The organism is Cronobacter sp. EKM101R, assembly GCF_963888145.1.
In the GTDB taxonomy this organism is placed as follows: Bacteria; Pseudomonadota; Gammaproteobacteria; order Enterobacterales; family Enterobacteriaceae; genus Cronobacter; species Cronobacter turicensis.
In genome coordinates this window covers 101,982-127,466 of the sequence record NZ_CAWPHW010000052.1, presented here as the reverse complement: position 1 = coordinate 127,466, position 25,485 = coordinate 101,982, and the positions used below count along the sequence as shown (strand labels likewise).

The following is a 25,485-nucleotide window of genomic DNA, read 5'->3' as shown; positions in this document are numbered from 1 at the left end:
GTTTACGGCAGGAGTTCCCCTTTTATGCCTTCAGGTCGTCTGCAACAGCAATTCATCCGCCTGTGGCAATGCTGCGACGGTAAACCCCAGGACACCACGCTGAACGAACTGGCCGAGCTGCTAAGCTGCTCGCGCCGCCACATGCGCACGCTGCTGAACGCCATGCAGGCGCGCGGCTGGCTGACGTGGGAAGCCGAAGCCGGACGCGGCAAGCGCTCCAGGCTGCGCTTCCTCTATACCGGTCTCGCGCTCCAGCAGCAGCGGGCGGAAGATCTGCTGGAGCAGGACAGGATCGATCAACTGGTGCAGATCGTCGGCGACAAATCCGCGGTGCGCCAAATGCTGCTCTCGCACCTGGGCCGCAGCTTCCGCCAGGGACGCCATATTCTGCGCGTGCTCTACTACCGCCCGCTGCAAAACCTGTTGCCCGGCAGCGCGTTGCGCCGTTCAGAAACCCATATCGCCCGGCAAATTTTCAGCGGCCTGACGCGCATAAACGAGGAAAACGGGGAACTGGAAGCTGATATCGCGCACCACTGGCAACAGATTTCCCCTTTTCACTGGCGCTTTTTCTTACGCCCCGGCATCCATTTTCATCATGGCCGCGAGCTCGATATGCTCGATGTCATCAGCTCGCTACAGCGCATCTGCGCCCTGCCGCTCTACGCTCATATTCACCAGGTGACCTCCCCCACGGCCTGGACGCTAGATATTCACCTGAGCGAGCCGGACGACTGGCTGCCGTGGCTGATGGGCAGCGTGCCTGCGATGATCCTGCCGCGGGAGTGGCCGGAACTGCCGAAATTCGCCAGTCAGCCCGTCGGCACCGGCCCTTACGCGGTGGTGCGCAATAACAGCAACCAGCTTAAGATCCACGCCTTCGATGACTACTTCGGTTACCGGGCGCTGATTGATGAGGTCAACTTCTGGGTGCTGCCGGAGATAGGCGAGGAACTGAGCTGCGCCGTTCAGCTTGAAGGCCCGACGCGCGACGCCGACGAAAAAGCCGTGGAGAGCCGCCTCGAAGAGGGCTGTTACTATCTGTTATTTGATTCCCGCTCGCGCATCGGCGCCATGCCGGAGGTGCGCCGCTGGATAAGCTCGCGCTTTACGCCCGCCCGCCTGCTGCACCGCGCCGCGCCGCAATATCAGCGCATCTGGTTTCCGGCTTACGGCCTGCTGCCGCGCTGGCACCACGCGCCGCAAATCCCTGAAGCGCAGAAACCCGCCGGGCTGGAGCGCCTGACGCTCACCTTCTATGGCGACCATATTGAAAACCGCATTATCGGCGCGCTGCTGCGCGATATTCTGGCGCAGGAGCAGGTTGAGCTTGAGCTGCGGGAAGTGAGCTATGAAGAGTGGTATCAGGGCGACATCACCAGCGATCTGTGGCTTAACAGCGCCAACTTTACGTTGCCGCTCGACTTCTCGCTGTTCGCGCACCTGTGCGAAGTGCCGCTCATCCAGCATTGCATTCCGCTCGACTGGCAGGGCGACGCGCAGCGCTGGCGTACCGGCGCGCTGAACCTGCCGCAGTGGTGCCGCACCATGCTGGAGCGTCAGGACATTCTGCCGCTGATCCATCACTGGCTGATGCTTCAGGGCCAGCGCAGTATGCGCGGCGTGCGGATGAACACGCTCGGCTGGTTTGATTTTAAATCCGCCTGGTTTGCGCCGCCCGAGCCGTAACCCTTTCGCAACATTACGCAAATCATTACAATGGGCCGTTCTCAACGGGGTGCTGCCGGCTGACCGGTGCGCTGAGATAATACCCGTCGAACCTGATCCGGATAACGCCGGCGAAGGGATTTGAGGCTACCGCTCAAAATCCTTTGCCCCCATTTGATAAAGGTGCAAAGTGTTAAAAAAACTGCTTCCCCTGCTGGCGCTCGCCGCCGCTCCGGCTTTCGCCAAACCCGTTCTGACCGTCTACACCTACGACTCCTTCTCCTCGGAGTGGGGCCCTGGCCCGAAAATTAAAACCGCCTTTGAAGCCGACTGCGGCTGCGAGCTGAAATTCGTGGCGCTGGAAGATGGCGTCTCGCTGCTTAATCGCCTGCGCATGGAAGGCAAAAACAGCAAAGCCGATGTGGTGCTGGGCCTTGATAACAACCTGCTTCAGGCCGCGACCGCGACCGGGCTGTTCGCGAAAAGCGGCGTTCCGGCAAGTGACGTCAACGTGCCGGGCGGCTGGAACAACGACACCTTTGTGCCGTTCGACTACGGCTGGTTCGCCTTCGTCTATGACAAAACTAAACTGAAAAACCCGCCGAAAAGCCTGAAAGAGCTGGTGGAAAGCGATCAGAAATGGCGCGTTGTCTATGAAGATCCGCGCACCAGCACGCCGGGGCTGGGCCTGCTGCTGTGGATGCAGAAAGTTTACGGCGATAAAGCGCCGGACGCCTGGCAGAAGCTCGCTGCGAAGACCGTCACCGTCACCAAAGGCTGGAGCGAAGCCTACGGCCTGTTCCTCAAAGGCGAAGGCGATCTGGTGCTGAGCTACACCACCTCCCCCGCCTACCACATCATCGAAGAGAAAAAAGAGAACTACGCGGCGGCGAACTTCAGCGAAGGCCACTATTTGCAGGTGGAAGTCGCCGCGCGCACCGCCGCCAGCAAACAGCCGGCGCTGGCGGAAAAATTCCTGAAGTTTATGGTTTCGCCCGCGTTCCAGAATGCGATCCCCACAGGCAACTGGATGTATCCGGTGACCAAGATCGCCCTGCCGGAAGGGTTTAACGCCCTGACCCGGCCGCAGACCACCCTGCAATTCACCTCACAGGATGTCGCCACACAGCGAGCGCAATGGACGAGTGAATGGCAACGCGCCGTGAGCCGCTGATCCCAGGCTGGCTCTGGCCCGGCCTCATCGCCGCCCTGCTAATGGCGGCGGTGGCGCTGGCGGCGTTCGCGGCGCTCTGGACGCACGCGCCGCACACCGAGGTACGCGCGCTGCTGCATGACAGCTATCTGTGGCACGTGGTGCGCTTCTCGTTCTGGCAGGCGTTTCTCTCCGCCCTGCTTTCCGTCGTGCCCGCTATTCCACTCGCCCGCGCGCTCTACCGCCGCCGCTTTCCGGGGCGGCGAACGCTGCTGCGCCTGTGCGCCATGACGCTCATCCTGCCGGTGCTGGTGGCGATTTTCGGCCTGCTCAGCGTCTACGGGCGCAGCGGCTGGCTTGCCGCGCTCTGCGCGACGCTCGGCATCGAATGGACGTTCTCGCCTTATGGTTTGCAGGGCATCCTGCTGGCGCACCTCTTTTTTAATATGCCGATGGCGACCCGCCTGCTGCACCAGACGCTGACGCAGATCCCCGGCGAACAGCGCCAGCTCGCCGCGCAACTCGGCATGCGCGGCTGGGATTTCTTCCGGCTGGTAGAGTGGCCCTGGCTGCGTCGCCAGATCCCGCCGGTAGCGGCGCTAATCTTTATGCTGTGCTTCGCCAGTTTCGCAACGGTGCTGGCGCTTGGCGGCGGGCCGCAGGCGACAACCATTGAGCTCGCCATCTATCAGGCGCTGAGCTATGACTACGATCCAGGCCGCGCGGCGCTGCTGGCGCTTATCCAGATGGGCTGCTGCCTGTCGCTTATCCTGTTAAGCCAGCGGCTCAGCAAGGCGATCCCGGTCGGCGCGACGCTGGTGCGCGGCTGGCGCAACCCGGAGGATTCGTGGCGCAGCAAACTTATCGATTCCCTGCTGATTACCGGCGCGCTGCTGCTTCTCCTGCCGCCCCTGCTGGCGGTGCTGGTGGATGGTTTACGCGGCGACATCGGTCACGCGCTGGCCGACCCGGCGCTGTGGGGCGCGCTCTGGACGTCGCTGCGCATCGCGCTCTGCGCGGGGGGGCTGTGCGTTATCCTGACCATGATGCTGCTCTGGAGCACGCGCGAGCTGTACCTGCGCCAGCGTCGTCTCGCCGGGCAAAGCCTGGAGCTCTGCGGCGTGCTGATCCTCGCGATGCCGGGCATTGTACTGGCGACCGGTTTTTTCCTGTTGCTCAATGCCACCGTCGGGCTGCCGGAGCGCGCCGATGCGATAGTAATTTTCACCAACGCCTTAATGGCAATCCCTTACGCGCTGAAAGTGCTCGATAACCCGATGCGCGACATCGCCGCGCGTTACGGCGCGCTCTGCGCCTCGCTTGAGATGCGCGGCCTGAACCGGCTGCGGCTGGTGGAGGCCCGCGCGCTGCGGGCGCCGCTCGCCCAGGCGATGGCGTTCGCCTGCGTATTATCGATTGGCGATTTCGGCGTGGTGGCGCTGTTTGGCAATGAGGATTTCCGCACGCTGCCCTTTTATCTCTACCAGCAGATCGGCGCCTACCGTAGCGATGCGGGCGCCGTCACGGCACTGCTTCTGCTGCTGCTCTGTTTCCTGCTGTTCACCTTGATTGAAAAACTTCCGGGGCGCCATGCTGACACTGACTGATCTCACCTGGCTGTATCACCATTTGCCGATGCGCTTTACGCTGGACGTGCGCGACGCTGAACGGGTCGCGGTGCTGGGGCCAAGCGGCGCTGGAAAAAGCACGCTGCTTAACCTGATCGCCGGCTTTCTCGCGCCTGACAGCGGCACGCTCACTATCAACGGGGCGGATCACACCCACACGCCGCCGTCACAACGCCCGGTATCGATGCTGTTTCAGGAAAATAATCTGTTTAACCATCTGACGGTGCGCCAGAACATTGCGCTCGGGCTCTCGCCCGGCCTGCGGCTGAACGCGCAGCAAAAGCGTCAGGTGGAGGCGATTGCCGACAACATGGCGATTGGCGATCTGCTGGAGCGGCTGCCGAGCGCGCTCTCTGGCGGTCAGCGTCAGCGGGCGGCGCTGGCGCGCTGTCTGGTGCGAAAGCGTCCGGTTCTGCTGCTTGATGAGCCGTTTTCCGCGCTCGATCCGGCGCTGCGTCAGGAGATGCTGACGCTGCTGGAGCACATATGCGAAGAGGAAGGCACCACGCTACTCATGGTCTCGCACAGCGTGGAAGATGCGGCGCGTATCGCCGCGCGCAGTCTGGTGGTCGTTGAAGGACATATCGTCTGGGACGGCCCCACCGCGCAGTTGCTGAGCGGCGAGACCAGCGCATCGGCGCTGCTCGGCATTACGCCTCACTGAGCGCCGGTCACCACTTTCCACAAAATACTGCGATAAACCGGCATCAGCGGGTGGCTCTGAATGGCGAACAGCGCCGCCGCCGCCGCCACGGCCACGCCAGGCGCCAGCCAGTGCAGACGCGCGCGCGGCAGATAGCGCGTGAGGCGGTCTTGCGTTTTGCCGCTGCGCCACCAGCGCCAGAGCAGCCACGCCGCCAGCCAGACCAGCAACGCCACGCCGCCGAGCAGCCACTTAAATGCGGCGCTTTTCATCTCCGGCGGAATGTCGATAGCGGCGCCCGCGAGGATCCCCGGCAGAAAGTAAAACGGCGGCCAGAGCAGGCAACCGACGATATTCGGCGCGAGGAATTTCCGCACCGGCAGGTCAAGCATCCCTGCCACCATCGGCACCAGCGGGCGCGTCGGCCCGACAAAGCGCCCGACGAGAATGGTAAACATGCTGTGCTGATGCAGCGCGTGTTCGGTTTTATCGAGCAGCGCCTTGTGTTTTTTGAGAAATGCCCAACGGTGCAGCGGCTTTTTAAAGCGCCAGCCGAGCCAGAACGAGATCCAGTCGCCGAGCAGACAGCCAATAATCCCCGCCGCCCAGGCCTCATAGAAATTGACCTCGCCGCTGCCGATAAGCGCGCCCAGAGCGGCCATCAGCACAGTGCCAGGCAGCAATAGTCCGACCAGCGCCAGGGATTCAAGGAACGCTACCAGCGCAATGGCAATCAGCGAATAGGCGACTGACTGAGTGATAAAGTGTTCCAGAAAGGCTTCCATAACGCATCCGGTAAAGTGTGGAACAGAGGATTCTCCTGAGCGCTATGTCCTGCGTCAAGCCATCATTCTTTAACCATACTTTACTTTACCGGTCATGACACGAAACCCACGTTCCGTTATTCGCACCCGGCGCGGAATTCACTCGGGCTCGCCCCGGTACACTTCTTAAACACTCGCGAGAAATAGAGCTGATCTTCAAAGCCCACGTTGCGCCCGACGCTCGCTATCGGCATCCGGGTGGTGCTAAGCAGAAGCTTCGCCTGGCTGATGCGCTGATCTTCGCGCCAGCTCAGCACGCTGACGCCTAACTGCTGGCGGAAGAGGTGCGACAGACGCGACGGCGAAAGACAGACATGCTGCGCGACGCTTGCGATATCAAAATGGCTGTCGGCCAGGTGATCGCTGATGTACTGGCAGGCGTCGCGCACGCGACTGTCGAGCGGCGCTTTCAGGGACTCGCTAATCGCCTCGACGCGGCGCAGTAGTAACTGCTCAAGCAGGTTTATCGCCAGCAGTTCGGCATAGCGCCCCGGCCCCTGAGCGGCGTCGATAATCGCCTGAAACAGCGCGGAAAACTGTTCGTGATGCGCCTCATCCGGGCGATAAAAACCGGTATTGGCGAAAATCGCAGGCCAGTTCAGCCACTCGTGCCAGTAAGCGCGCGGGCGGAAATAGACCCACTGGTGATACCACTCTTTGGCCTCCGGGTTGCGGCCATAGTGGTGCACTTCGCCTGGCGGAAAGAGCAGCATATCGCCGGGGCGGCAGAGATATTCTTTCCCCTGGTTTTTCACCACGCCTTCGCCGCGCACCGTCAGGTTGAGAATAAAGCCTTTCATGCCGAGCGGGCGGTCGATGAAAAAATCGAGCCAGCCATCGGCCTCAATCGGCGTCAGCCCGGCCACCAGATGGGCATTGAATGAATAACCAGGCAGCAGAGGATCGTTTTGCGTTTCAGCCATTTTCACGGCGCTCCGAAGCGAGAGAGAAGAAACCATTTGTCCATATCGTTAATTTTGCTGGCAGCGGCAGGCGCCTGAGCGCCCGGTACAATAGCGGCGGCGTCTTAAGCCCGCTTTATTACAGAAAATAACCTGTATTGTCTTCGCTGTCAGGCTTTTTAATCCATAACCGAAGTGTCTATAAGTGCGGCAGAAATGTCCACATCGAATATTTGCGTGGCGTCACAAATTCTCGCTTCACAGCATTTTCGTCCATAAGTTCAGCGGATCCACCCTGACCCTTTTGGCGGGGTAAAACTAATGTTCTCTCCATGTTTGTTTATCGCATGGAGTATGAAGATGGCTATTGCGCTGGGACTCGATTTTGGCAGCGACTCGGTTCGGGCTTTGGCGGTGGATTGCACCACCGGCGCCGAGCTTGCCACCAGCGTGGAGTGGTATCCACGCTGGCAGGAAGGCCGCTATTGCGACGCGGCCCGTAACCAGTTCCGCCATCATCCGCGGGATTACATTGAATCAATGGAAGCGGCGTTAAAAACCGTGCTGGCGGAACTCTCGCCAGAGCAGCGCGCCGCCGTGGTCGGCATTGGCGTTGACAGCACCGGCTCCACGCCCGCCCCGATTGACGCCAACGGCAACGTGCTGGCGCTCAACCCTCAATTTGCCGACAACCCCAACGCGATGTTCGTGTTGTGGAAAGATCACACCTCGGTGGAAGAAGCGGAAGAAATCACCCGCCTGTGCCATACGCCCGGCAAAGCGGACTATTCACGCTACATCGGCGGTATTTATTCCAGCGAATGGTTCTGGGCCAAAATCCTGCATGTAACGCGCCAGGACAACGCCGTCGCGCAGGCCGCCGCCTCGTGGATTGAGCTGTGCGACTGGGTGCCTGCCCTGCTCTCCGGCACCACCCGTCCGGCGGATATTCGCCGCGGCCGTTGCAGCGCCGGTCATAAATCGCTGTGGCATGAAAGCTGGGGCGGCCTGCCGCCGGCAAGCTTCTTCGACGAGCTTGATCCGCTGATTAACCAGCATCTCGATTACCCGATGTTCACCGACACCTTCACCGCCGACATCCCGGTAGGCAATCTTTGCGCCGACTGGGCGCAGCGCCTCGGCCTGCCGGAAAGCGTCGTTATCTCCGGCGGCGCGTTTGACTGCCATATGGGCGCGGTCGGCGCGGGCGCACAGCCGAATACGCTGGTGAAAGTCATCGGCACCTCCACCTGCGACATCCTGGTGGCGGAGAAAGCGGACGTCGGCGAGCGCGCCGTGAAAGGCATCTGCGGTCAGGTGGATGGCAGCGTGGTGCCGGATTTCATCGGTCTGGAAGCCGGGCAATCCGCCTTTGGCGATATCTACGCCTGGTTTGGCCGCCTGCTCGGCTGGCCGCTGGATACGCTCGCGAAGCAGCATCCGGAACTGAAGCCTCAGATCGAGGCCAGCAAAAAACAGCTGCTGCCTGCGCTTACGGAAGCCTGGGCGAAAAATCCGTCGCTTGATCATCTGCCGGTGATCCTCGACTGGTTTAACGGCCGCCGCACGCCGTTCGCCAACCAGCGCCTGAAAGGCGTCATTACCGATCTTAACCTCGCCACCGACGCGCCACTGCTGTTCGGCGGGCTGATTGCCGCCACCGCCTTTGGCGCGCGCGCCATTCAGGAGTGCTTTATCGATCAGGGCATCGCCGTGAACAACGTGATGGCGCTCGGCGGCATCGCTCGTAAAAACCCGGTGATCATGCAGGTCTGCTGCGACGTGCTGAACCGCCCGCTGCAAATCGTCGCCTCCGATCAGTGCTGTGCGCTGGGCGCGGCCATTTTCGCCGCAGTCGCCGCCGGCGCGCATGCCGATATCCCGCAGGCGCAGCAGGCGATGGCCAGCCAGATTGAAAACACGCTACAGCCGCAGCCGGAGAGCGCCGCGCGCTTCGAACAACTCTACCGCCGCTTCCAGCAATGGTCGCAAAGCGCGGAACAACACTATCTCCCTTCAGCCGCCACCCCGCAGTCTGCCGAGCGCGCAGGCCAGGCGGCCCTGACACATTAAGGACACGATGATGACAATTTTCGATCAGTATGAAGTGTGGTTTGTGATTGGCAGCCAACACCTTTACGGCCCTGAAACGCTGCGTCAGGTCAACCAGCACGCCGAACAGGTAGTGAACGCGCTGAACGCCGAAGCGAAGCTGCCGTGCAAACTGGTGTTAAAGCCGCTCGGCACTACGCCGGACGAGATCACCGCCATCTGCCGCGACGCCAACTATGACGATAAATGCGCGGGTCTGGTGGTCTGGCTGCACACCTTCTCGCCTGCGAAGATGTGGATCAACGGTCTTTCCATCCTCAACAAACCGCTGCTGCAATTCCATACCCAGTTCAATGCGCAGATCCCGTGGGGCAGCATCGATATGGACTTTATGAACCTGAACCAGACCGCGCACGGCGGCCGCGAGTTCGGCTTCATCGGCGCGCGTATGCGTCTGCAACATAGCGTGGTGACGGGCCACTGGCAGGACAAACAGTCTCAGGGACGTCTTGGCGCGTGGATGCGTCAGGCGGTATCGAAACAAGATACCCGTCACCTGAAAGTGGCGCGCTTTGGCGACAACATGCGTGAAGTCGCCGTGACCGAAGGGGATAAAGTCGCCGCGCAGATCAAGTTCGGTTTCTCAGTGAACACCTGGGGCGTGGGCGATCTGGTGGCTGTGGTTAACGACGTCAGCGAAGGCGATATCAACGCGCTGGTGGATGAATATGAAAGCAGCTACCGCCTGACCCCTGCCGCGCAGATCAACGGCGACAAACGCCAGAACGTTCTCGATGCGGCGCGCATTGAGCTTGGCATGAAGCGTTTCCTGGAGGATGGCGGTTTCCACGCCTTCACCACGACGTTTGAAGATTTACATGGGCTGAAACAACTGCCGGGCCTGGCGGTACAGCGTCTGATGCAGCAGGGCTACGGCTTTGCGGGCGAAGGCGACTGGAAAACCGCCGCGCTGCTACGCATCATGAAAGTGATGTCTGGCGGTCTTGAAGGCGGCACCTCCTTTATGGAGGACTACACCTATAACTTCGAGAACGGCAACGACATGGTGCTCGGCTCCCATATGCTGGAAGTCTGCCCGACCATCGCCACGCCGGAAAAACCGATCCTCGACGTGCAGTACCTCGGCATCGGCGGTAAAGCCGATCCGGCGCGCCTGATCTTCTCCACCACCACCGGCCCTGCCGTGAACGCGAGCCTTATCGATCTGGGCGATCGTTTCCGCCTGCTGGTGAATTGCGTCGACGCGGTGAAAACTCCGCACGACCTGCCGAAGCTGCCGGTGGCCAACGCGCTGTGGAAAGCCCAGCCGGATCTGCCGACCGCGTCTGAAGCCTGGATCCTGGCTGGCGGCGCGCACCATACCGTCTTCAGCCAGGCGCTGACGCTCGACGATATGCGCCTGTTCGCAGAGATGCATGACCTTGAAATCGCCGTGATCGACAACGACACCCGCCTGCCCGCGTTTAAAGACGCGCTGCGCTGGAACGAAGTCTATTACGGTTTCAAACGTTAAATCCCGGATGCCCGGTGGCGCGTCGTTTGCCGGGCCTGTGGTTTCGCAGGCCAACGCGGCGACGCGCCATCCGGCGTGGAGAGAGGCATGTTAGAAGAACTCAAGCGTCAGGTGCTGGAAGCCAATCTGGCGCTGCCAAAGCATAATCTGGTGACGCTCACGTGGGGCAATGTGAGCGCCGTCGACCGCGAGCGCGGCGTGTTTGTTATCAAGCCCTCGGGCGTGGATTACACCGTGATGACCGCTGACGATATGGTGGTGGTCAGCATCGAGACCGGCGAGGTCGTCGAAGGCAAGAAAAAGCCCTCGTCCGACACGCCTACTCATCGCCTGCTCTATCAACAATTCCCGACCATCGGTGGGATTGTGCATACCCATTCGCGCCACGCCACCATCTGGGCGCAGGCGGGCCTGCCGATTCCGGCGACCGGCACTACCCATGCCGACTACTTTTACGGCGAGATCCCTTGCACCCGCAAAATGACGGATGAAGAGATCAACGGCGCGTATGAGTGGGAGACCGGCGTGGTGATCGCCGAAACCTTCCGTCAGCGCGATATCGATCCGGCCCAGATGCCTGGCGTGCTGGTGCACTCTCACGGCCCGTTCGCATGGGGTAAAGATGCGGTCGATGCGGTACATAACGCCATCGTGCTGGAAGAAGTCGCCTATATGGGGATCTTCTGCCGCCAGCTCGCCCCGGAACTGCCGCAGATGCAACAGACGCTGCTGGATAAACACTACCTGCGCAAACACGGCGCGAAAGCGTATTACGGGCAGTAAACCGCGCCCGGCGGCACGATGCTTACCAGGCCTGCGAGCGGCCTGTGCCGCCGCCGCGCACCTGTATAAAACCCCAGCAAAACAGACGCAACCAGGCTATAATCACGCCTGGTTTTTTACGTGAGTACGCCGCGTGTCTGAAGCGCATCAGGGGTTTATTGTAAGCCGTCACTGGCGGGATACACCGCAGGGAACGGAGATCGAATTCTGGCTCGCGACGGATGCCGGCCCGCTGCGGGTTTGCCTGCCGCCGCAGGAGTCCGTCGCGTTTATTCTCGAAGCCGAACGCGCGCGCGCCGAAAGCCTGCTTGCGCAGGAGAACGACGCGCGCTTCGCGGCACTTTCACTGAAAGATTTTCAGCGTCAGGCAGTGTGCGGCCTTTACTGCCGCTCGCACCGCCAGCTGATGCGGGTTGAAAAGCTGCTGCGCGAAAACGGCGTCACGGTCTATGAGGCGGATATTCGCCCGCCCGAGCGCTTTCTGATGGAGCGCTTTATCACGGCGCCGGTGTGGGTCAGCGGCGAGCGTCAGGGCGAGCGGCTGATTAACGCGCGTCTGAAGCCGAACCCGCACTACCGCCCGCCGCTCAAATGGGTGTCGCTGGATATCGAAACCAACCGCCACGGCGAGCTTTACTGCATCGGCCTTGAAGGCTGCGGCTCGCGGGTGGTGTACATGCTCGGGCCGGAAAACGGCGATGCCCGCGGCCTCGATTTCGAACTGGAGTATGTCGCAAGCCGCCCGCAGCTGATTGAAAAACTCAACGCCTGGTTTGCACGGCACGATCCGGATGTGCTGATCGGCTGGAACGTTATCCAGTTCGATCTGCGGATGCTGCAAAAACATGCTGAGCGTTACGGCGTGCCCTTGCGGCTTGGGCGCGGCAACAGCGAGCTGGAGTGGCGCGAGCACGGTTTTAAAAACGGCGTCTTTTTCGCGCAGGCCGCAGGGCGATTAATTATCGACGGGATCGAAGCCCTGAAATCCGCCTTCTGGAATTTCTCGTCGTTTTCGCTGGAGTCAGTGTCGCAGGAGCTGCTGGGCGAAGGCAAAGCTATCGACAACCCGTGGCAGCGCATGGATGAAATCGACCGGCGCTTCGCCGAAGATAAACCCGCGCTCGCCACCTATAACCTGAAAGACTGCGAGCTGGTAACGCGCATCTTCCATAAAACGGAGATCATGCCGTTTTTGCTGGAGCGCGCCACGGTGAACGGCCTGCCTGTGGACCGCCACGGCGGCTCGGTCGCGGCATTCAGCCACCTCTATTTTCCGCGTATGCACCGCGCGGGCTTTGTCGCGCCGAACCTCGGCGCAGTAGCGCCGCAGGCAAGCCCTGGCGGTTATGTAATGGATTCGCAGCCCGGCCTGTATGACTCGGTGCTGGTGCTGGATTACAAAAGCCTTTATCCGTCGATTATCCGCACCTTTTTAATCGATCCGGTGGGGCTGGTGGAAGGACTGGGCGCGCCGGAACCCGCGACGAGTGTGGAAGGTTTTATCGGCGCCTGGTTTTCGCGCGAGACGCACTGCCTGCCGGAGATCGTCACGCAGATCTGGCAGGGGCGCGAAGAGGCCAAACGCCTCGGCAACAAACCGCTCTCTCAGGCGCTGAAAATCATCATGAACGCGTTTTACGGGGTGCTTGGCACCAGCGCGTGCCGGTTCTACGATCCGCGCCTCGCCTCTTCTATCACGATGCGCGGGCATGAGATCATGCGCCAGACCAAAGCGCTTATCGAAGCGCAGGGCTATACGGTGATTTACGGCGATACCGACTCCACGTTCGTCTGGCTTAAGCGGGCGCACCAGGAAGAGGAAGCCGCAGAGATAGGCCAGCGGCTGATTGCGCACGTCAACGCGTGGTGGCAGCGTCACCTGAAAGAGAGCATGGGTCTTGAGAGCGCGCTGGAGCTGGAATACGAAACCCACTTCAGCCGCTTCCTGATGCCGACGATCCGCGGCGCGGAGATGGGCAGTAAAAAGCGCTACGCCGGGCTGATTCAGGAGGGCGACCGCCAGCGCATGGTGTTTAAAGGGCTGGAAACGGTACGTACCGACTGGACGCCGCTGGCGCAGCAGTTTCAGCAAAATCTCTACCTGCGCATTTTTCGCCGCGAGCCGTATCAGGATTACATTCGCGACACTATCGCCCGGCTGATGGCGGGCGAGCTGGACGATCAACTGGTGTACCGCAAACGCCTGCGCCGCCCGCTCAGCGAATATCAGCGCAACGTGCCGCCGCATGTACGCGCGGCGCGGCTTGCCGATGAGCATAACGCGCGCCTCGGGCGTCCGGCGCAGTACCAGAATCGCGGCACGATCAAATATGTCTGGACGATGAACGGCCCGGAGCCGGTGGATTATCAGCAGGGCGCGCCGGACTACGATCACTATTTAACGAAGCAGTTACAGCCCGTCGCGGACGGCATCCTGCCTTTCATGGAGGATGACTTTGCTACACTGATGACAGGGCAGATGGGGCTTTTTTGACACGTGACGAACGTCCTGGCATCCAGTACCATAGCGCCCTTTTCACATCACCCTGATTGCGACACCCCGCCTGCGCGCAGGCGGGAGTCATACTATTGCCTGCACATTTGATAAGAGAATAGAGCCGATATATATGCCTTTTACACTTGGTCAACGCTGGATCAGCGATACGGAAAGCGAACTGGGACTGGGCACCGTGGTGGCGATCGACGCCCGCATGGTGACTCTGCTTTTCCCGGCTACCGGTGAAAATCGTCTGTATGCCCGAAATGACTCCCCGGTCACCCGCGTGATGTTCAACCCGGGCGATACCGTGACCAGCCATGAAGGCTGGCAGTTGAAAGTGGATGAAGTAAAGGAAGAAAACGGCTTACTTATTTATATCGGCACCCGTCTGGATACGCTTGAGGAAAATGTTACGCTGCGCGAGGTTTTCCTCGACAGCAAACTGGTGTTCAGCAAACCGCAGGACCGCCTGTTCGCCGGTCAGATTGACCGTATGGACCGCTTCGCCCTGCGCTTTCGCGCCCGCAAATACCAGAGCGAACAGTACCGGATGCCGTGGAGCGGCCTGCGCGGTCAGCGCACGAACCTGATCCCGCACCAGCTCAATATCGCCAATGACGTGGGCCGCCGCCATGCGCCGCGCGTCCTGCTGGCCGATGAAGTGGGCCTCGGTAAAACCATCGAAGCCGGGATGATCATTCACCAGCAACTGCTTGCAGGCGCGGCGGAGCGCGTGCTGATTGTCGTGCCGGAAACGCTGCAACACCAGTGGCTGGTGGAGATGCTGCGCCGCTTCAACCTGCGCTTCTCGCTGTTTGACGACGAGCGTTACGCCGAAGCCCAGCATGAATCCGAGAACCCGTTCGATACCGAACAGTTGGTTATCTGCTCGCTGGATTTCGTGCGCCGCAACAAGCAGCGCCTTGAGCATCTGTGCGATGCCGAGTGGGACCTGCTGGTGGTGGACGAAGCTCACCACCTGGTCTGGAGCGAAGACGCGCCGAGCCGCGAATATCAGGCCATTGAACAGCTGGCCGAACGCGTAGCGGGCGTGCTGCTGCTGACCGCGACGCCGGAACAGCTCGGTATGGAGAGCCATTTCGCGCGCCTGCGCCTGCTGGACCCGAGCCGCTTCCACGATTTCGAACAGTTTGTCGAAGAACAGCAGAACTATCGCCCGGTGGCGGACGCCGTGGCGCTGCTGCTGGCAGGCACGCATCTGAGCGATGAACAGCTCAATACCCTAAGCGAGCTGATTGGCGAACAGGATATCGAGCCGCTGCTGCAAACCGCCAACAGCGACCGCGACGGCGCCGAAAGCGCGCGTCAGGAGCTGGTGTCCATGCTGATGGACCGTCACGGCACCAGCCGCGTGCTGTTCCGTAATACCCGCAACGGCGTGAAAGGCTTCCCGCAACGCGAGCTGCACACCATTAAGCTGCCGCTGCCGACCCAGTACCAGACCGCCATTAAAGTCTCCGGCATTATGGGCGCGCGTAAATCCGCCGAGGAGCGCGCGCGCGATATGCTCTACCCGGAGCAGATTTATCAGGAATTTGAAGGCGACAGCGGCACCTGGTGGAACTTCGATCCGCGCGTGGAGTGGCTGATGGGCTATCTCACCAGCCACCGCTCGCAGAAAGTGCTGGTGATCTGCGCTAAAGCGGCCACCGCGCTGCAACTGGAGCAAGTGCTGCGCGAGCGTGAAGGCATTCGCGCCGCCGTGTTCCACGAAGGCATGTCGATTATCGAGCGCGACCGCGCCGCAGCCTGGTTTGCCGAAGAAGATACCGGCGCGCAGGTGCTGCTGTGCTCGGAAATCGGCTCTGAAGGCCGTAACTTCCAGTTCGCCAGCCAGCTGGTGATGTTCGATCTGCCGTTCAACCCCGATCTGCTGGAGCAGCGTATCGGTCGTCTGGACCGTATCGGCCAGGCGCACGATATCCAGATCCATGTGCCGTACCTTGAGAAAACCGCGCAGTCGGTGCTGGTGCGCTGGTATCACGAGGGGCTGGACGCGTTTGAACACACCTGCCCTACCGGACGCGCGATTTATGACAGCGTCTATGAGCAGCTGATTGGCTACCTGGCCGCCCCGGAAAACAGCGAGGGCTTTGACGAGCTGATTCAGGCGTGCCGTAAACAGCACGATGAACTGAAAGCGCAGCTTGAGCAGGGCCGCGACCGCCTGCTGGAGATCCACTCCAACGGCGGCGAAAAAGCCCAGCAGCTGGCTGACGCCATCGCTGAGCAGGATGACGATACGGGCCTGGTGAATTTCGCCATGAACCTGTTCGATATCGTAGGCATCAATCAGGATGACCGCGGCGAACATATGATTGTGCTGACGCCGTCCGATCATATGCTGGTGCCGGATTTCCCTGGCCTGCCGGAAGATGGCTGCACCATTACGTTTAACCGCGACGTGGCGCTGTCGCGCGAAGACGCGCAGTTCATTACCTGGGAACACCCGCTTATCCGCAACGGTCTGGATCTGATCCTCTCCGGCGACACCGGCAGCTGCACCATTTCGCTGCTGAAAAATAAAGCGTTACCGGTCGGCACGCTGCTGCTGGAGCTGATTTACGTGGTCGAAGCCAAAGCGCCGAAGCAGTTGCAGCTTAACCGCTTCCTGCCGCCGACGCCGGTACGCATGCTGCTGGATAAAAACGGCAACAATCTGGCAGGCCAGGTGGAGTTTGAAAGCTTCAACCGCCAGCTCAGCGCGGTGAACCGCCATACCGGCAGCAAGCTGGTGAACGCGGTGCAGCAGGAAGTCCATGCGATCCTGCAGGGCGGCGAGGCGCAGGTGGAGAAAGCGGCGCGCGAGCTTATCGATGCGGCGCGTCAGGAAGCCGACGACAAACTCTCCGCCGAGCTGTCGCGTCTCGAAGCGCTGCGCGCCGTGAACCCGAACATTCGCGACGACGAACTGGCGGCGATTGAGCATAACCGTCAGCAGGTCCTGGAGAATCTTAACCAGGCGAGCTGGCGACTGGATGCGCTGCGTCTTATCGTAGTGACTCACCAGTAACCGGAGCGAAATATGCTGGACGCCTACAACCCGCCGCAAGATCCGTGGCTGCTCATCCTTTATCAGGATGAGCACATCATGGTGGTGAATAAACCCAGCGGCCTGCTCTCTGTGCCTGGACGGCTTGAGGAGCATAAAGATAGCGTGATGACCCGCATTCAGCGCGATTTCCCGAATGCGGAGTCGGTACACCGTCTGGATATGGCCACCAGCGGGGTGATTGCGGTTGCGCTCACCAAAGCCGCGGAGCGTGAGCTCAAGCGACAGTTCCGCGAACGCGAGCCGAAGAAGCACTACGTGGCGCGCGTCTGGGGGCACCCGGAAAAAGCGCAAGGGGTTGTGGATTTACCGCTGATTTGCGACTGGCCGAACCGGCCGAAGCAGAAGGTCTGCTATGAAACCGGCAAAGCGGCTCAAACCGAGTATGACGTGCTGGAGTACGCGGACGATAATACCGCCCGCGTGTTGCTCAGGCCGATTACCGGGCGTTCGCATCAGCTGCGCGTGCATATGATGGCGCTCGGCCATCCAATCCTGGGCGATAAGTTTTACGCCACACCCGAGGCATTGGCCCGCGCGCCGCGTTTGCTGCTGCACGCCGAGCAGCTGACGATTACGCATCCGGCCTATGGCACGCCGATGACGTTCCGGGCGCCAGCCGATTTCTGAATGGCGCTCGTTAACCCATAAATAAAAAGAGACGCAAACGCGTCTCTTTTTTATGGCCTCAAACAGGCTTAACGAAACCCTTTCGCCGTCTTGATCATGTCGTAGGCTTTCTGGATTTCCTGCGCCTTCTGCTGCGCCATTTGCATCATCTGCGGCGGCAGCCCTTTGGCGACCAGCTTGTCAGGGTGATGTTCGCTCATCTGCTTACGGTAAGCGCGCTTGATGGTCGTGGCGTCGTCGGTGGTTTTCACGCCCAGCACGTTGCAGGCGTCTTCCAGCGTCGGCCCGCGCGAGGCTTGCTGCGTGTCGCCGTTGTGCCAGGATTGCTGACCGCCGCCGAACTGCGCGCCGCCCTGCATCATGCGCAGGAACTGATCAAACTGCATGCGGGAAATCCCCAGCTCTTCGCCAATCACGTACAGCACGTCGCGCTCTTTCGGGTGCAACGAGCCGTCCGCGAACGCGGTCTGGATCTGAATTTCCAGAAACATCCTAATCAGATCAAAGCGGCCGAAACAGACGCTGCGCAGCTGACGCATTTTATCGCGCAGCGGATAGTCATTCTCCTTGCCAACGCGAAACGCGTTGCGGGCCGCGTCTCGCGACGCGCCGTGCAGGTTCATGCGATCCATAAACTGCGTCGCCACCTGGATATCGGCCTCGGTGACACGACCTTTCGATTTGGTCAGGTGTCCCATCACCTCAAACGTGGTGGCGAAGAAGAGCGACTGACGTTCCTGCTGGCTGGTGAACCAGACGGTACGGCGGCTGCGCGCTTTGTCTATCATATGGCCTATCACCAGGCCGAGGATGACGCCCCAGACTCCACCGCCGACCAGCAGCCCGGTGAGCCCTCCAACCAGTTTTCCCCAATACTGCATATACTCCCCAAATGGTCATGCCGTCAGCCAGAAATTCCTTTATCATACCTGCCATTCAAAGCGGTGCCTAACCGGCAGGCAGAAAAGCAGACAGGATAACACTGGCGCTGTAGTGATGAGTAAGTTAGTCTCTGACCGTTTGCCGACGCGAAGCCATTGATGATGGAACCACGAATAACTCGTATGAAAAAACGTATTCCCACCTTGCTGGCCACCATGATTGGCACAGCCCTTTACAGCCAACAAGGCATGGCTGCCGATCTTGCTTCTCAATGTAAGCTTGGCATACCCACCTATAATCGTCCTCTGGTGCAGGGCGATACCAACCAGCTGCCGGTGACGATTAACGCCGATCACGCTAAAGGTAACTACCCGGACGATGCGGTATTTACCGGTAATGTGGATATTCAGCAAGGTAATGGTCGCCTGCAGGCGGATGAAGTGCTGCTTCATCAGAAACAAGCGGAAGGCCAGCCAGAGCCCGTGCGCACGGTCGATGCCCTGGGTAATGTGCACTATGATGACAATCAGGTCATCCTGAAAGGTCCTAAAGCGTGGGCGAATTTAAACACGAAAGATACCAACGTCTGGAAAGGTGATTACCAGATGGTGGGCCGTCAGGGCCGCGGCAAAGCGGATCTGATGAAACAGCGCGGCGAAAACCGCTACACCATCCTGGAAAACGGCTCCTTTACCTCCTGTTTGCCGGGCTCGGATACCTGGAGCGTGGTCGGCAGCGAAGTGATCCACGACCGCGAAGAGCAGGTCGCCGAGATCTGGAACGCGCGCTTTAAACTCGGCCCGGTGCCGGTGTTCTACAGCCCCTATTTACAGCTGCCGGTCGGCGACAAGCGCCGCTCAGGCTTCCTGATCCCGAACGCGCAATACAGCAAAACCAACTACTTCGAGTTCTCGTTACCGTATTACTGGAACATCGCCCCGAACTTTGACGCCACTATTACGCCGCACTACATGCATAAACGCGGCAACGTGCAGTGGCAGAACGAGTTCCGCTACCTGACTCATGCAGGCGCGGGCCTGATGGAGTTCGACTATCTGCCGTCCGATAAGGTCTATCAGGACGAAAATCCAGGGATGAGCGACAAACATCGCTGGCTGTTTTACTGGCAGCATGGCGGCGTAATGGATCAGGTGTGGCGCTTTAACGTTAACTACACCAAAGTCAGCGACACGAGCTACTTTAACGATTTCAATTCCAAATACGGCTCGAGCACCGACGGTTACGCCAGACAGTTTTTCAGCGTCGGTTATGCGGTCGAAAACTTCGACGCGACGCTCTCGGCGCTCCAGTTCCAGGTATTTGATGCCAGCCGCGGCAGCGCCTACCGCGCCGAGCCGCAGCTTGACGTCAACTTCTACCAGAATGATGTCGGGCCGTTCGACACGCGTCTCTATGCCCAGGCGGTACACTTTACCAACGTGAACGAAAACCTGCCGGAAGCTACGCGTCTGCACCTTGAGCCGACCATTAGCCTGCCGGTCTCCAACGACTGGGGCAGCCTGAATGCCGAAGCGAAGCTGCTGGCGACCCACTATCAGCAGGATAATCTCGACCGCTATCGCGCGTACCGCGGCGGCAATAACGAAGCGGCGAACAATCTGGAAGACTCTGTGAACCGCGTCCTGCCGCAGTTTAAGCTCGACGGTAAGGTGGTCTTCGAGCGCGACGCCGGTCTTATCGGCGACGGCTTTACCCAGACGCTGGAGCCGCGCGCGCAGTATCTCTACGTGCCCTACCGCGATCAGAGTTCCATTAATAACTACGACTCCTCGCTGCTGCAGTCCGACTACTCGGGCCTCTTCCGCGACCGTACCTACGGCGGCCTGGACCGTATCGCCTCAGCAAATCAGGTCACGACCGGCGTCACGTCGCGTATTTATGATGACGCCTCCGTTGAACGTTTTAACGTTTCTGTAGGTCAAATCTACTACTTCACCCAGTCCCGTACCGGCGATGACGATATTAACTGGGAGAAGAACAAAGATACGGGCTCGATGGTCTGGGCGGGCGACACGTACTGGCGCATCAGCGATCGCTGGGGCCTGCGCGGCGGCGTGCAGTATGACGCGCGTCTCGCGAACGTCGCCACCGGCAACGGCGTTATCGAATATCGTCGCGACGACGATCGCGTGGTGCAGCTGAACTACCGTTACGCCAGCCCGGAGTATATCCAGGCGACGCTGCCTTCGTATTCCACGGCAGAACAGTATAAAGACGGTATTAATCAGGTGGGCATGACGGCGAGCTGGCCGATTGTGGATCGCTGGTCGGTGGTGGGCGCGTATTACTACGATACCAACTCCAACGAAGCGGCCGATCAGATGCTCGGCGTGCAGTACAACTCCTGCTGTTATGCTATCCGCGTCGGTTATGAGCGGAAACTCAACGGCTGGGATACTGATAAGAGCAAATACGACGAGGTCATTGGCTTCAACATTGAGCTGCGCGGCCTGAGTTCCAACTACGGCCTCGGCACTCAGCAGATGCTGCGCTCGAATATTCTGCCGTATCAGCGCTCCATGTAATGCTCAGATTTTGAAACATCCTCCGCTTTGCGGTTAAACGAAATGGAAAAGGTATGAAGAACTGGAAAACGCTGCTTCTCGGTATCACCCTGGTGGTGAATACCAGCTTCGCTGCTCCGCAGGTTGTCGATAAAGTTGCAGCCGTCGTGAACAACGGCGTGGTACTGGAAAGTGACGTTGATGGCCTCATGCAATCGGTAAAGCTTAACGCAAACCAGGCAGGCCAGCAGCTCCCGGATGACAGCACGCTGCGTCATCAGATTCTGGAACGTCTGATCATGGATCAGATAATGTTGCAGATGGGCCAGAAAATGGGCGTAAAAATCAGCGACGACCAGCTCGATCAGGCTATCGCTAACATCGCCAAACAAAACAACATGACGCTCGATCAGATGCGTAGCCGTCTGGCCTATGATGGTCTGAACTACAACACCTATCGCGCCCAAATCCGCAAAGAGATGATTATCTCTGAAGTCCGCAATAACGAAGTGCGCCGTCGCGTCACGATCCTGCCGCAGGAAGTGGAAACGCTGGCCGAGCAGGTCGGCAACCAGAACGACGCCAGCACCGAGCTGAACCTGAGCCACATTCTGATCCCGCTGCCGGAAAACCCGACGGCCGATCAGGTGAGCGAAGCGGAAGCCCAGGCGCGCTCGATTATCGATCAGGCGCGTAACGGCGGCGATTTCGGTAAGCTTGCGATTACCTATTCCGCTGATCAGCAGGCGCTGAAAGGCGGCCAGATGGGCTGGGGCCGTATTCAGGAGCTGCCTTCCGTCTTCGCTCAGGCGCTGAGCACCGCGAAGAAAGGCGACGTGATTGGCCCGATTCGTTCAGGCGTCGGCTTCCACATCATTAAAGTTAACGATCTGCGCGGCCAGTCTCAGACCGTGTCGGTCACCGAAGTGCATGCGCGCCACATTCTGCTGAAGCCGTCGCCGATCATGACCGATCAGCAGGCACGTCAGAAGCTTGAAGAGATCGCCGCGGACATTAAGAGCGGTAAAACCACGTTTGCTCAGGCAGCGCGTGAGTTCTCTCAGGATCCGGGCTCCGCAAACCAGGGCGGGGATCTCGGCTGGGCGGCGGCGGACATTTACGATCCGGCCTTCCGCGATGCGCTGATGAACCTCAGCAAAGGCCAGATGAGCACGCCGGTGCACTCCTCCTTCGGCTGGCACCTGATCGAATTGCTGGATACCCGTAAATCTGACCGCACCGATGCGGCGCAGAAAGATCGCGCCTACCGCATGCTGTTTAACCGCAAATTCTCCGAAGAAGCGGCGACCTGGATGCAGGAACAACGCGCCAGCGCTTACGTGAAAATTCTGAGCAACTGATGGTAAAAACACCCCGCGTGGTCATTACGCCCGGCGAACCCGCCGGGATTGGCCCCGACCTGGTTGTCGCGCTGGCGCAGAACAGCTGGCCTGCGCAACTGGTTGTCTGCGCCGACCCGGCGCTTCTCACCGCGCGGGCGGCGCAGCTCGGCTTACCGCTCACGCTGTTGCCCTTCTCTTCCGATACACCTGCCGCCCCTCAGGCGGCAGGTACGCTTACGCTTCTGCCCGTCACGCTAAAAGCCCCTGTCGTTCCAGGCACACTGGATGCGGCGAACGGCCTTTACGTGGTGGAAACGCTGGCGCGCGCCTGCGATGGCTGTCTTTGCGGCGAATTCGACGCGCTGGTGACCGGGCCGGTGCACAAAGGGATTATCAACGACGCAGGCATTCCGTTTACCGGCCATACCGAGTTTTTTGAAGCGCGCAGTGGTAGCGAAAAAGTCGTAATGATGCTCGCCACCGAAGCGCTGCGCGTGGCCCTGGTGACCACGCATCTGCCGCTGAAAGCGGTGGCTGACGCCATTACCCCTGATCTCCTGCGCCATATCCTCACTACGCTGCACCACGACCTGCAAAGCAAATTTGGTATCGCGAACCCGCACGTGCTGGTCTGCGGCCTGAACCCGCACGCAGGCGAAGGCGGTCATATGGGCACTGAGGAGATCGACACGATTATCCCCGTGCTGGAAGCGATGCGCGCGAAAGGGATGCGTCTGACCGGTCCGCTCCCCGCCGATACCCTTTTCCAGCCCAAATACCTCGAAAACGCCGATGCGGTGCTGGCGATGTACCACGATCAGGGCCTGCCCGTGCTAAAATACCAGGGATTTGGCCGCGCGGTGAACATTACGCTCGGCCTGCCCTTTATCCGCACGTCGGTCGATCACGGCACCGCGCTGGAGCTGGCAGGATCCGGAAACGCCAGCGTCGGCAGTTTTATTACGGCGCTTAATCTCGCCATCAGCATGATTGTGAACAGTAAGAATCAATGAATAATCGAGTCCATCAGGGCCATTTAGCCCGCAAACGCTTCGGGCAAAACTTTCTTAACGATCAGTTCGTTATAGACAGCATCGTCTCTGCAATTAACCCACAAAAAGGCCAGGCGATGGTAGAAATCGGTCCGGGCCTTGCCGCATTAACCGAGCCGGTCGGCGAACGCCTCGACCAGCTCACCGTTATTGAGCTGGACCGCGATCTCGCGGCGCGCCTGCAAACGCATCCGTTCCTTGGCCCGAAGCTGACGATTTATCAGCAGGACGCCATGACCATGGATTTCGGCGAACTGTCTCAGAAGATGGGCCAGCCGCTGCGCGTGTTCGGTAACCTGCCGTACAACATCTCGACGCCGCTGATGTTCCACCTCTTTAGCTATACTGATGCGATTGCCGACATGCACTTTATGCTGCAAAAAGAGGTGGTCAACCGTCTGGTTGCGGGGCCGAACAGCAAGGCGTATGGTCGCTTAAGCGTGATGGCGCAGTATTTCTGCAATGTGATCCCGGTGCTCGAAGTGCCGCCTACCGCCTTTACGCCGCCGCCTAAAGTGGATTCCGCCGTGGTACGCCTTGTGCCGCACGCCACGCCGCCGCACCCGGTGAAAGAGCTGCGTCTGTTAAGCCGTCTGACCACCGAAGCATTTAACCAGCGTCGTAAAACGATTCGTAACAGCCTCGGCAATGTGTTCACCCCTGACGTGCTGGTCTCGCTGGGCGTCGACCCGGCCATGCGCGCCGAGAATATTTCTGTTGCGCAGTATTGCCAGATGGCGAATTATTTAGCCGATAATCCGCCCTCGAAGGAGAGCTAAACATGGTTGATTCACCCCGCGTTTGCGTACAGGTTCAAAGTGTTTATATCGAGGCCCAGTCTTCACCTGAAGATGAGCGTTTCGTCTTTGCCTATACCGTCACTGTCCGCAATCTGGGGCGAACGCCTGTTCAGCTGCTGGGCCGCTACTGGCTTATCACCAACGGCAACGGTAAAGAGACCGAAGTCCAGGGTGAAGGCGTGGTAGGGGTTCAGCCTCACATCCAGCCCGGCGGCGAATACCAGTACACCAGCGGCGCAGTTATTGAAACGCCGTTCGGCACGATGCAGGGCCACTACGAGATGGTGGACGATCAGGGCAACGGTTTTCACCTTGATATCCCGGTTTTCCGCCTCGCCGTTCCCACACTGATCCATTAATACCATGTCTACATATCTGATTGGCGACGTTCATGGTTGCTACGATGAACTGGTCGCGCTGTTACAGCAGGTCGACTTTACACCAGGCCAGGATACGCTGTGGCTGACCGGCGATCTGGTGGCCCGCGGTCCCGGCTCGCTGGAAGTGCTGCGCTACGTGCGTTCGCTCGGCGATTCCGTCCGCATGGTGCTGGGGAACCACGATCTGCATCTGCTGGCGGTTTTCGCAGGCATCAGCCGCAATAAACCGAAAGACCGAGTCACGCCGCTGCTTGAAGCGCCGGATGCCGACGAGCTTCTCAACTGGCTGCGCCGTCAGCCGCTGTTACAAGTGGATGAAGAGAAAAAGCTGGTGATGGCCCACGCAGGCATTACGCCGCAGTGGGATCTCGCCACCGCTCAGGCGTGCGCACGCGATGTCGAGGCGGTGCTGGCGAGTGACAGTTACCCGTTGTTCCTTGATGCGATGTACGGCGATATGCCGAACAACTGGTCAACAGAACTGACGGGCCTTGCGCGCCTGCGCTTTATCTCGAACGCGTTGACGCGGATGCGTTATTGCTTCCCGAACGGCCAGCTTGACATGTATTGCAAAGAGAGCCCGGAAAGCGCGCCGGCACCGCTGAAACCGTGGTTCGCGATCCCAGGCCCCGTGGCGCAGGAGTACGCCATTGTCTTCGGGCACTGGGCGTCGCTGGAAGGTAAAGGCACGCCGGAAAACATCTACGGTCTGGATACCGGCTGCTGCTGGGGCGGTACGCTGACCTGCCTGCGCTGGGAAGATAAAGCGGTGTTCACGCAGCACTCTAATCGTCAGACCGACGGCGACGAAGACAAAGCGGCCATCGCGTCCTGACCGGGTTTTCTCTGTAAAAAGGTGGATGCGCTTCGCTTATCCACCCTACCTTTTCTCACCACCATCCCCGTAGGGCGGGTAAGCACACGCACCCGCCATATAAAAGGTGGATGCGCTTCGCTTATCCACCCTACCTTTCATCTATCCACCCTACCTTTTATCATCACCATCCCCGTAGGGCGGGTAAGCCACGCGCACCCGCCGTCGCAGACCCATAAAAAAAGCGGACACGCCATGCGCATCCGCTTTTTCGACTTAACCGTCATCCCGAACGCGGA

At 59.8% G+C, this 25,485-nt stretch carries 19 protein-coding genes and 1 riboswitch; of the genes, 16 read left to right on the top strand and 3 right to left on the bottom strand.

Translation table 11 applies throughout. The features are described from left to right. Window positions 1–24 precede the first annotated feature (24 nt). From sgrR to thiQ, 4 genes are all read left to right on the top strand, one after another. The gene (gene sgrR, locus AACV31_RS19760) at window positions 25–1,689 is read left to right on the top strand and encodes an HTH-type transcriptional regulator SgrR (RefSeq protein ID WP_075197746.1); all 1,665 of its coding nucleotides are present in this window, start codon (window positions 25–27) and stop codon (window positions 1,687–1,689) included. 35 nt (window positions 1,690–1,724) lie between these two features. Further along, window positions 1,725–1,826: riboswitch (TPP riboswitch) on the top strand. A gap of 32 nt (window positions 1,827–1,858) precedes the next feature. After that, window positions 1,859–2,842, top strand: a complete 984-nt coding sequence (thiB, locus tag AACV31_RS19755) for a thiamine ABC transporter substrate binding subunit (protein WP_165155904.1) — start codon at window positions 1,859–1,861, stop codon at window positions 2,840–2,842. Further along, window positions 2,818–4,428: a thiamine/thiamine pyrophosphate ABC transporter permease ThiP gene (gene thiP, locus AACV31_RS19750; RefSeq protein ID WP_165155902.1), complete on the top strand. Its 1,611-nt coding sequence runs from the start codon at window positions 2,818–2,820 to the stop codon at window positions 4,426–4,428. Before thiB ends, thiP begins: the two co-directional genes overlap by 25 nt. Then, a complete protein-coding gene (gene thiQ / locus AACV31_RS19745; RefSeq protein ID WP_165155900.1) occupies window positions 4,412–5,113 on the top strand; it encodes a thiamine ABC transporter ATP-binding protein ThiQ in 702 nt (233 codons plus the stop codon). Before thiP ends, thiQ begins: the two co-directional genes overlap by 17 nt. Here thiQ and AACV31_RS19740 read toward each other — a convergent pair. Further along, on the bottom strand, window positions 5,107–5,877 hold the full coding sequence (locus AACV31_RS19740) for a DedA family protein (protein WP_165155898.1): 771 nt from the start codon (window positions 5,875–5,877) through the stop codon (window positions 5,107–5,109). The two genes, thiQ and AACV31_RS19740, sit on opposite strands and share 7 nt — an antisense overlap. A gap of 116 nt (window positions 5,878–5,993) precedes the next feature. After that, window positions 5,994–6,839, bottom strand: a complete 846-nt coding sequence (gene araC / locus AACV31_RS19735; protein WP_146376772.1) for an arabinose operon transcriptional regulator AraC — start codon at window positions 6,837–6,839, stop codon at window positions 5,994–5,996. Between the two features lie 339 nt (window positions 6,840–7,178). Here araC and araB point away from each other — a divergent pair, with 339 nt between their 5' ends. The 6 genes from araB to rluA all read left to right on the top strand — a co-directional run bounded on the left by araB (window position 7,179) and on the right by rluA (window position 17,390). Then, window positions 7,179–8,891 carry a ribulokinase gene (gene araB / locus AACV31_RS19730; protein WP_165155896.1) on the top strand — a complete coding sequence of 571 codons (1,713 nt, stop codon included), beginning with the start codon at window positions 7,179–7,181 and terminating at the stop codon, window positions 8,889–8,891. Between the two features lie 10 nt (window positions 8,892–8,901). Beyond that, a complete protein-coding gene (gene araA, locus AACV31_RS19725) occupies window positions 8,902–10,404 on the top strand; it encodes an L-arabinose isomerase (protein WP_032806156.1) in 1,503 nt (500 codons plus the stop codon). 87 nt (window positions 10,405–10,491) lie between these two features. Next, complete coding sequence (araD, locus tag AACV31_RS19720) at window positions 10,492–11,187, top strand: L-ribulose-5-phosphate 4-epimerase (protein ID WP_007765646.1); 696 nt, start codon at window positions 10,492–10,494, stop codon at window positions 11,185–11,187. A gap of 133 nt (window positions 11,188–11,320) precedes the next feature. Next, window positions 11,321–13,681: a DNA polymerase II gene (gene polB / locus AACV31_RS19715; RefSeq protein WP_165155894.1), complete on the top strand. Its 2,361-nt coding sequence runs from the start codon at window positions 11,321–11,323 to the stop codon at window positions 13,679–13,681. Window positions 13,682–13,814: 133 nt separating this feature from the next. Then, entirely contained in the window at window positions 13,815–16,721 is a 2,907-nt protein-coding gene (gene rapA, locus AACV31_RS19710; protein WP_007765054.1) for an RNA polymerase-associated protein RapA, read from the top strand. Window positions 16,722–16,733: 12 nt separating this feature from the next. Next, entirely contained in the window at window positions 16,734–17,390 is a 657-nt protein-coding gene (gene rluA / locus AACV31_RS19705) for a bifunctional tRNA pseudouridine(32) synthase/23S rRNA pseudouridine(746) synthase RluA (protein ID WP_007765052.1), read from the top strand. Window positions 17,391–17,458: 68 nt separating this feature from the next. On the opposite strand, the gene djlA is transcribed toward rluA, so the two are convergent. Continuing rightward, window positions 17,459–18,271: a co-chaperone DjlA gene (gene djlA / locus AACV31_RS19700; RefSeq protein WP_032804270.1), complete on the bottom strand. Its 813-nt coding sequence runs from the start codon at window positions 18,269–18,271 to the stop codon at window positions 17,459–17,461. Between the two features lie 183 nt (window positions 18,272–18,454). Here djlA and lptD point away from each other — a divergent pair, with 183 nt between their 5' ends. The 6 genes from lptD to apaH are packed head-to-tail and all read left to right on the top strand — an operon-like array spanning window position 18,455 to window position 25,207. Next, window positions 18,455–20,818, top strand: a complete 2,364-nt coding sequence (lptD, locus tag AACV31_RS19695) for an LPS assembly protein LptD (protein ID WP_165155892.1) — start codon at window positions 18,455–18,457, stop codon at window positions 20,816–20,818. Window positions 20,819–20,871: 53 nt separating this feature from the next. Next, a complete protein-coding gene (gene surA / locus AACV31_RS19690) occupies window positions 20,872–22,158 on the top strand; it encodes a peptidylprolyl isomerase SurA (RefSeq protein WP_007764354.1) in 1,287 nt (428 codons plus the stop codon). Beyond that, window positions 22,158–23,153, top strand: a complete 996-nt coding sequence (gene pdxA / locus AACV31_RS19685) for a 4-hydroxythreonine-4-phosphate dehydrogenase PdxA (RefSeq protein WP_161589709.1) — start codon at window positions 22,158–22,160, stop codon at window positions 23,151–23,153. The genes surA and pdxA overlap by 1 nt, the downstream gene beginning before the upstream one ends. Then, on the top strand, window positions 23,150–23,971 hold the full coding sequence (gene rsmA / locus AACV31_RS19680) for a 16S rRNA (adenine(1518)-N(6)/adenine(1519)-N(6))-dimethyltransferase RsmA (RefSeq protein WP_007764351.1): 822 nt from the start codon (window positions 23,150–23,152) through the stop codon (window positions 23,969–23,971). The genes pdxA and rsmA overlap by 4 nt, the downstream gene beginning before the upstream one ends. Window positions 23,972–23,973: 2 nt before the next feature. After that, entirely contained in the window at window positions 23,974–24,351 is a 378-nt protein-coding gene (gene apaG / locus AACV31_RS19675) for a Co2+/Mg2+ efflux protein ApaG (RefSeq protein WP_007764350.1), read from the top strand. Between the two features lie 4 nt (window positions 24,352–24,355). Beyond that, complete coding sequence (apaH, locus tag AACV31_RS19670) at window positions 24,356–25,207, top strand: bis(5'-nucleosyl)-tetraphosphatase (symmetrical) ApaH (RefSeq protein WP_075197758.1); 852 nt, start codon at window positions 24,356–24,358, stop codon at window positions 25,205–25,207. Window positions 25,208–25,485: the final 278 nt, after the last annotated feature.

Excerpts from the sequence above, each read along its gene's own strand:
- araC (WP_146376772.1), bottom strand. The coding sequence starts at position 6,839 with ATGGCTGAAACGCAAAACGATCCTCTGCTGCCTGGTTATTCATTCAAT.
- sgrR (WP_075197746.1), top strand. The coding sequence starts at position 25 with ATGCCTTCAGGTCGTCTGCAACAGCAATTCATCCGCCTGTGGCAATGC.
- thiP (WP_165155902.1), top strand. The coding sequence starts at position 2,818 with ATGGCAACGCGCCGTGAGCCGCTGATCCCAGGCTGGCTCTGGCCCGGC.
- surA (WP_007764354.1), top strand. The coding sequence starts at position 20,872 with ATGAAGAACTGGAAAACGCTGCTTCTCGGTATCACCCTGGTGGTGAAT.
- araD (WP_007765646.1), top strand. The coding sequence starts at position 10,492 with ATGTTAGAAGAACTCAAGCGTCAGGTGCTGGAAGCCAATCTGGCGCTG.
- rsmA (WP_007764351.1), top strand. The coding sequence starts at position 23,150 with ATGAATAATCGAGTCCATCAGGGCCATTTAGCCCGCAAACGCTTCGGG.
- rluA (WP_007765052.1), top strand. The coding sequence starts at position 16,734 with ATGCTGGACGCCTACAACCCGCCGCAAGATCCGTGGCTGCTCATCCTT.
- thiQ (WP_165155900.1), top strand. The coding sequence starts at position 4,412 with ATGCTGACACTGACTGATCTCACCTGGCTGTATCACCATTTGCCGATG.
- AACV31_RS19740 (WP_165155898.1), bottom strand. The coding sequence starts at position 5,877 with ATGGAAGCCTTTCTGGAACACTTTATCACTCAGTCAGTCGCCTATTCG.
- lptD (WP_165155892.1), top strand. The coding sequence starts at position 18,455 with ATGAAAAAACGTATTCCCACCTTGCTGGCCACCATGATTGGCACAGCC.
- pdxA (WP_161589709.1), top strand. The coding sequence starts at position 22,158 with ATGGTAAAAACACCCCGCGTGGTCATTACGCCCGGCGAACCCGCCGGG.
- apaH (WP_075197758.1), top strand. The coding sequence starts at position 24,356 with ATGTCTACATATCTGATTGGCGACGTTCATGGTTGCTACGATGAACTG.
- araB (WP_165155896.1), top strand. The coding sequence starts at position 7,179 with ATGGCTATTGCGCTGGGACTCGATTTTGGCAGCGACTCGGTTCGGGCT.
- apaG (WP_007764350.1), top strand. The coding sequence starts at position 23,974 with ATGGTTGATTCACCCCGCGTTTGCGTACAGGTTCAAAGTGTTTATATC.
- djlA (WP_032804270.1), bottom strand. The coding sequence starts at position 18,271 with ATGCAGTATTGGGGAAAACTGGTTGGAGGGCTCACCGGGCTGCTGGTC.
- araA (WP_032806156.1), top strand. The coding sequence starts at position 8,902 with ATGACAATTTTCGATCAGTATGAAGTGTGGTTTGTGATTGGCAGCCAA.
- rapA (WP_007765054.1), top strand. The coding sequence starts at position 13,815 with ATGCCTTTTACACTTGGTCAACGCTGGATCAGCGATACGGAAAGCGAA.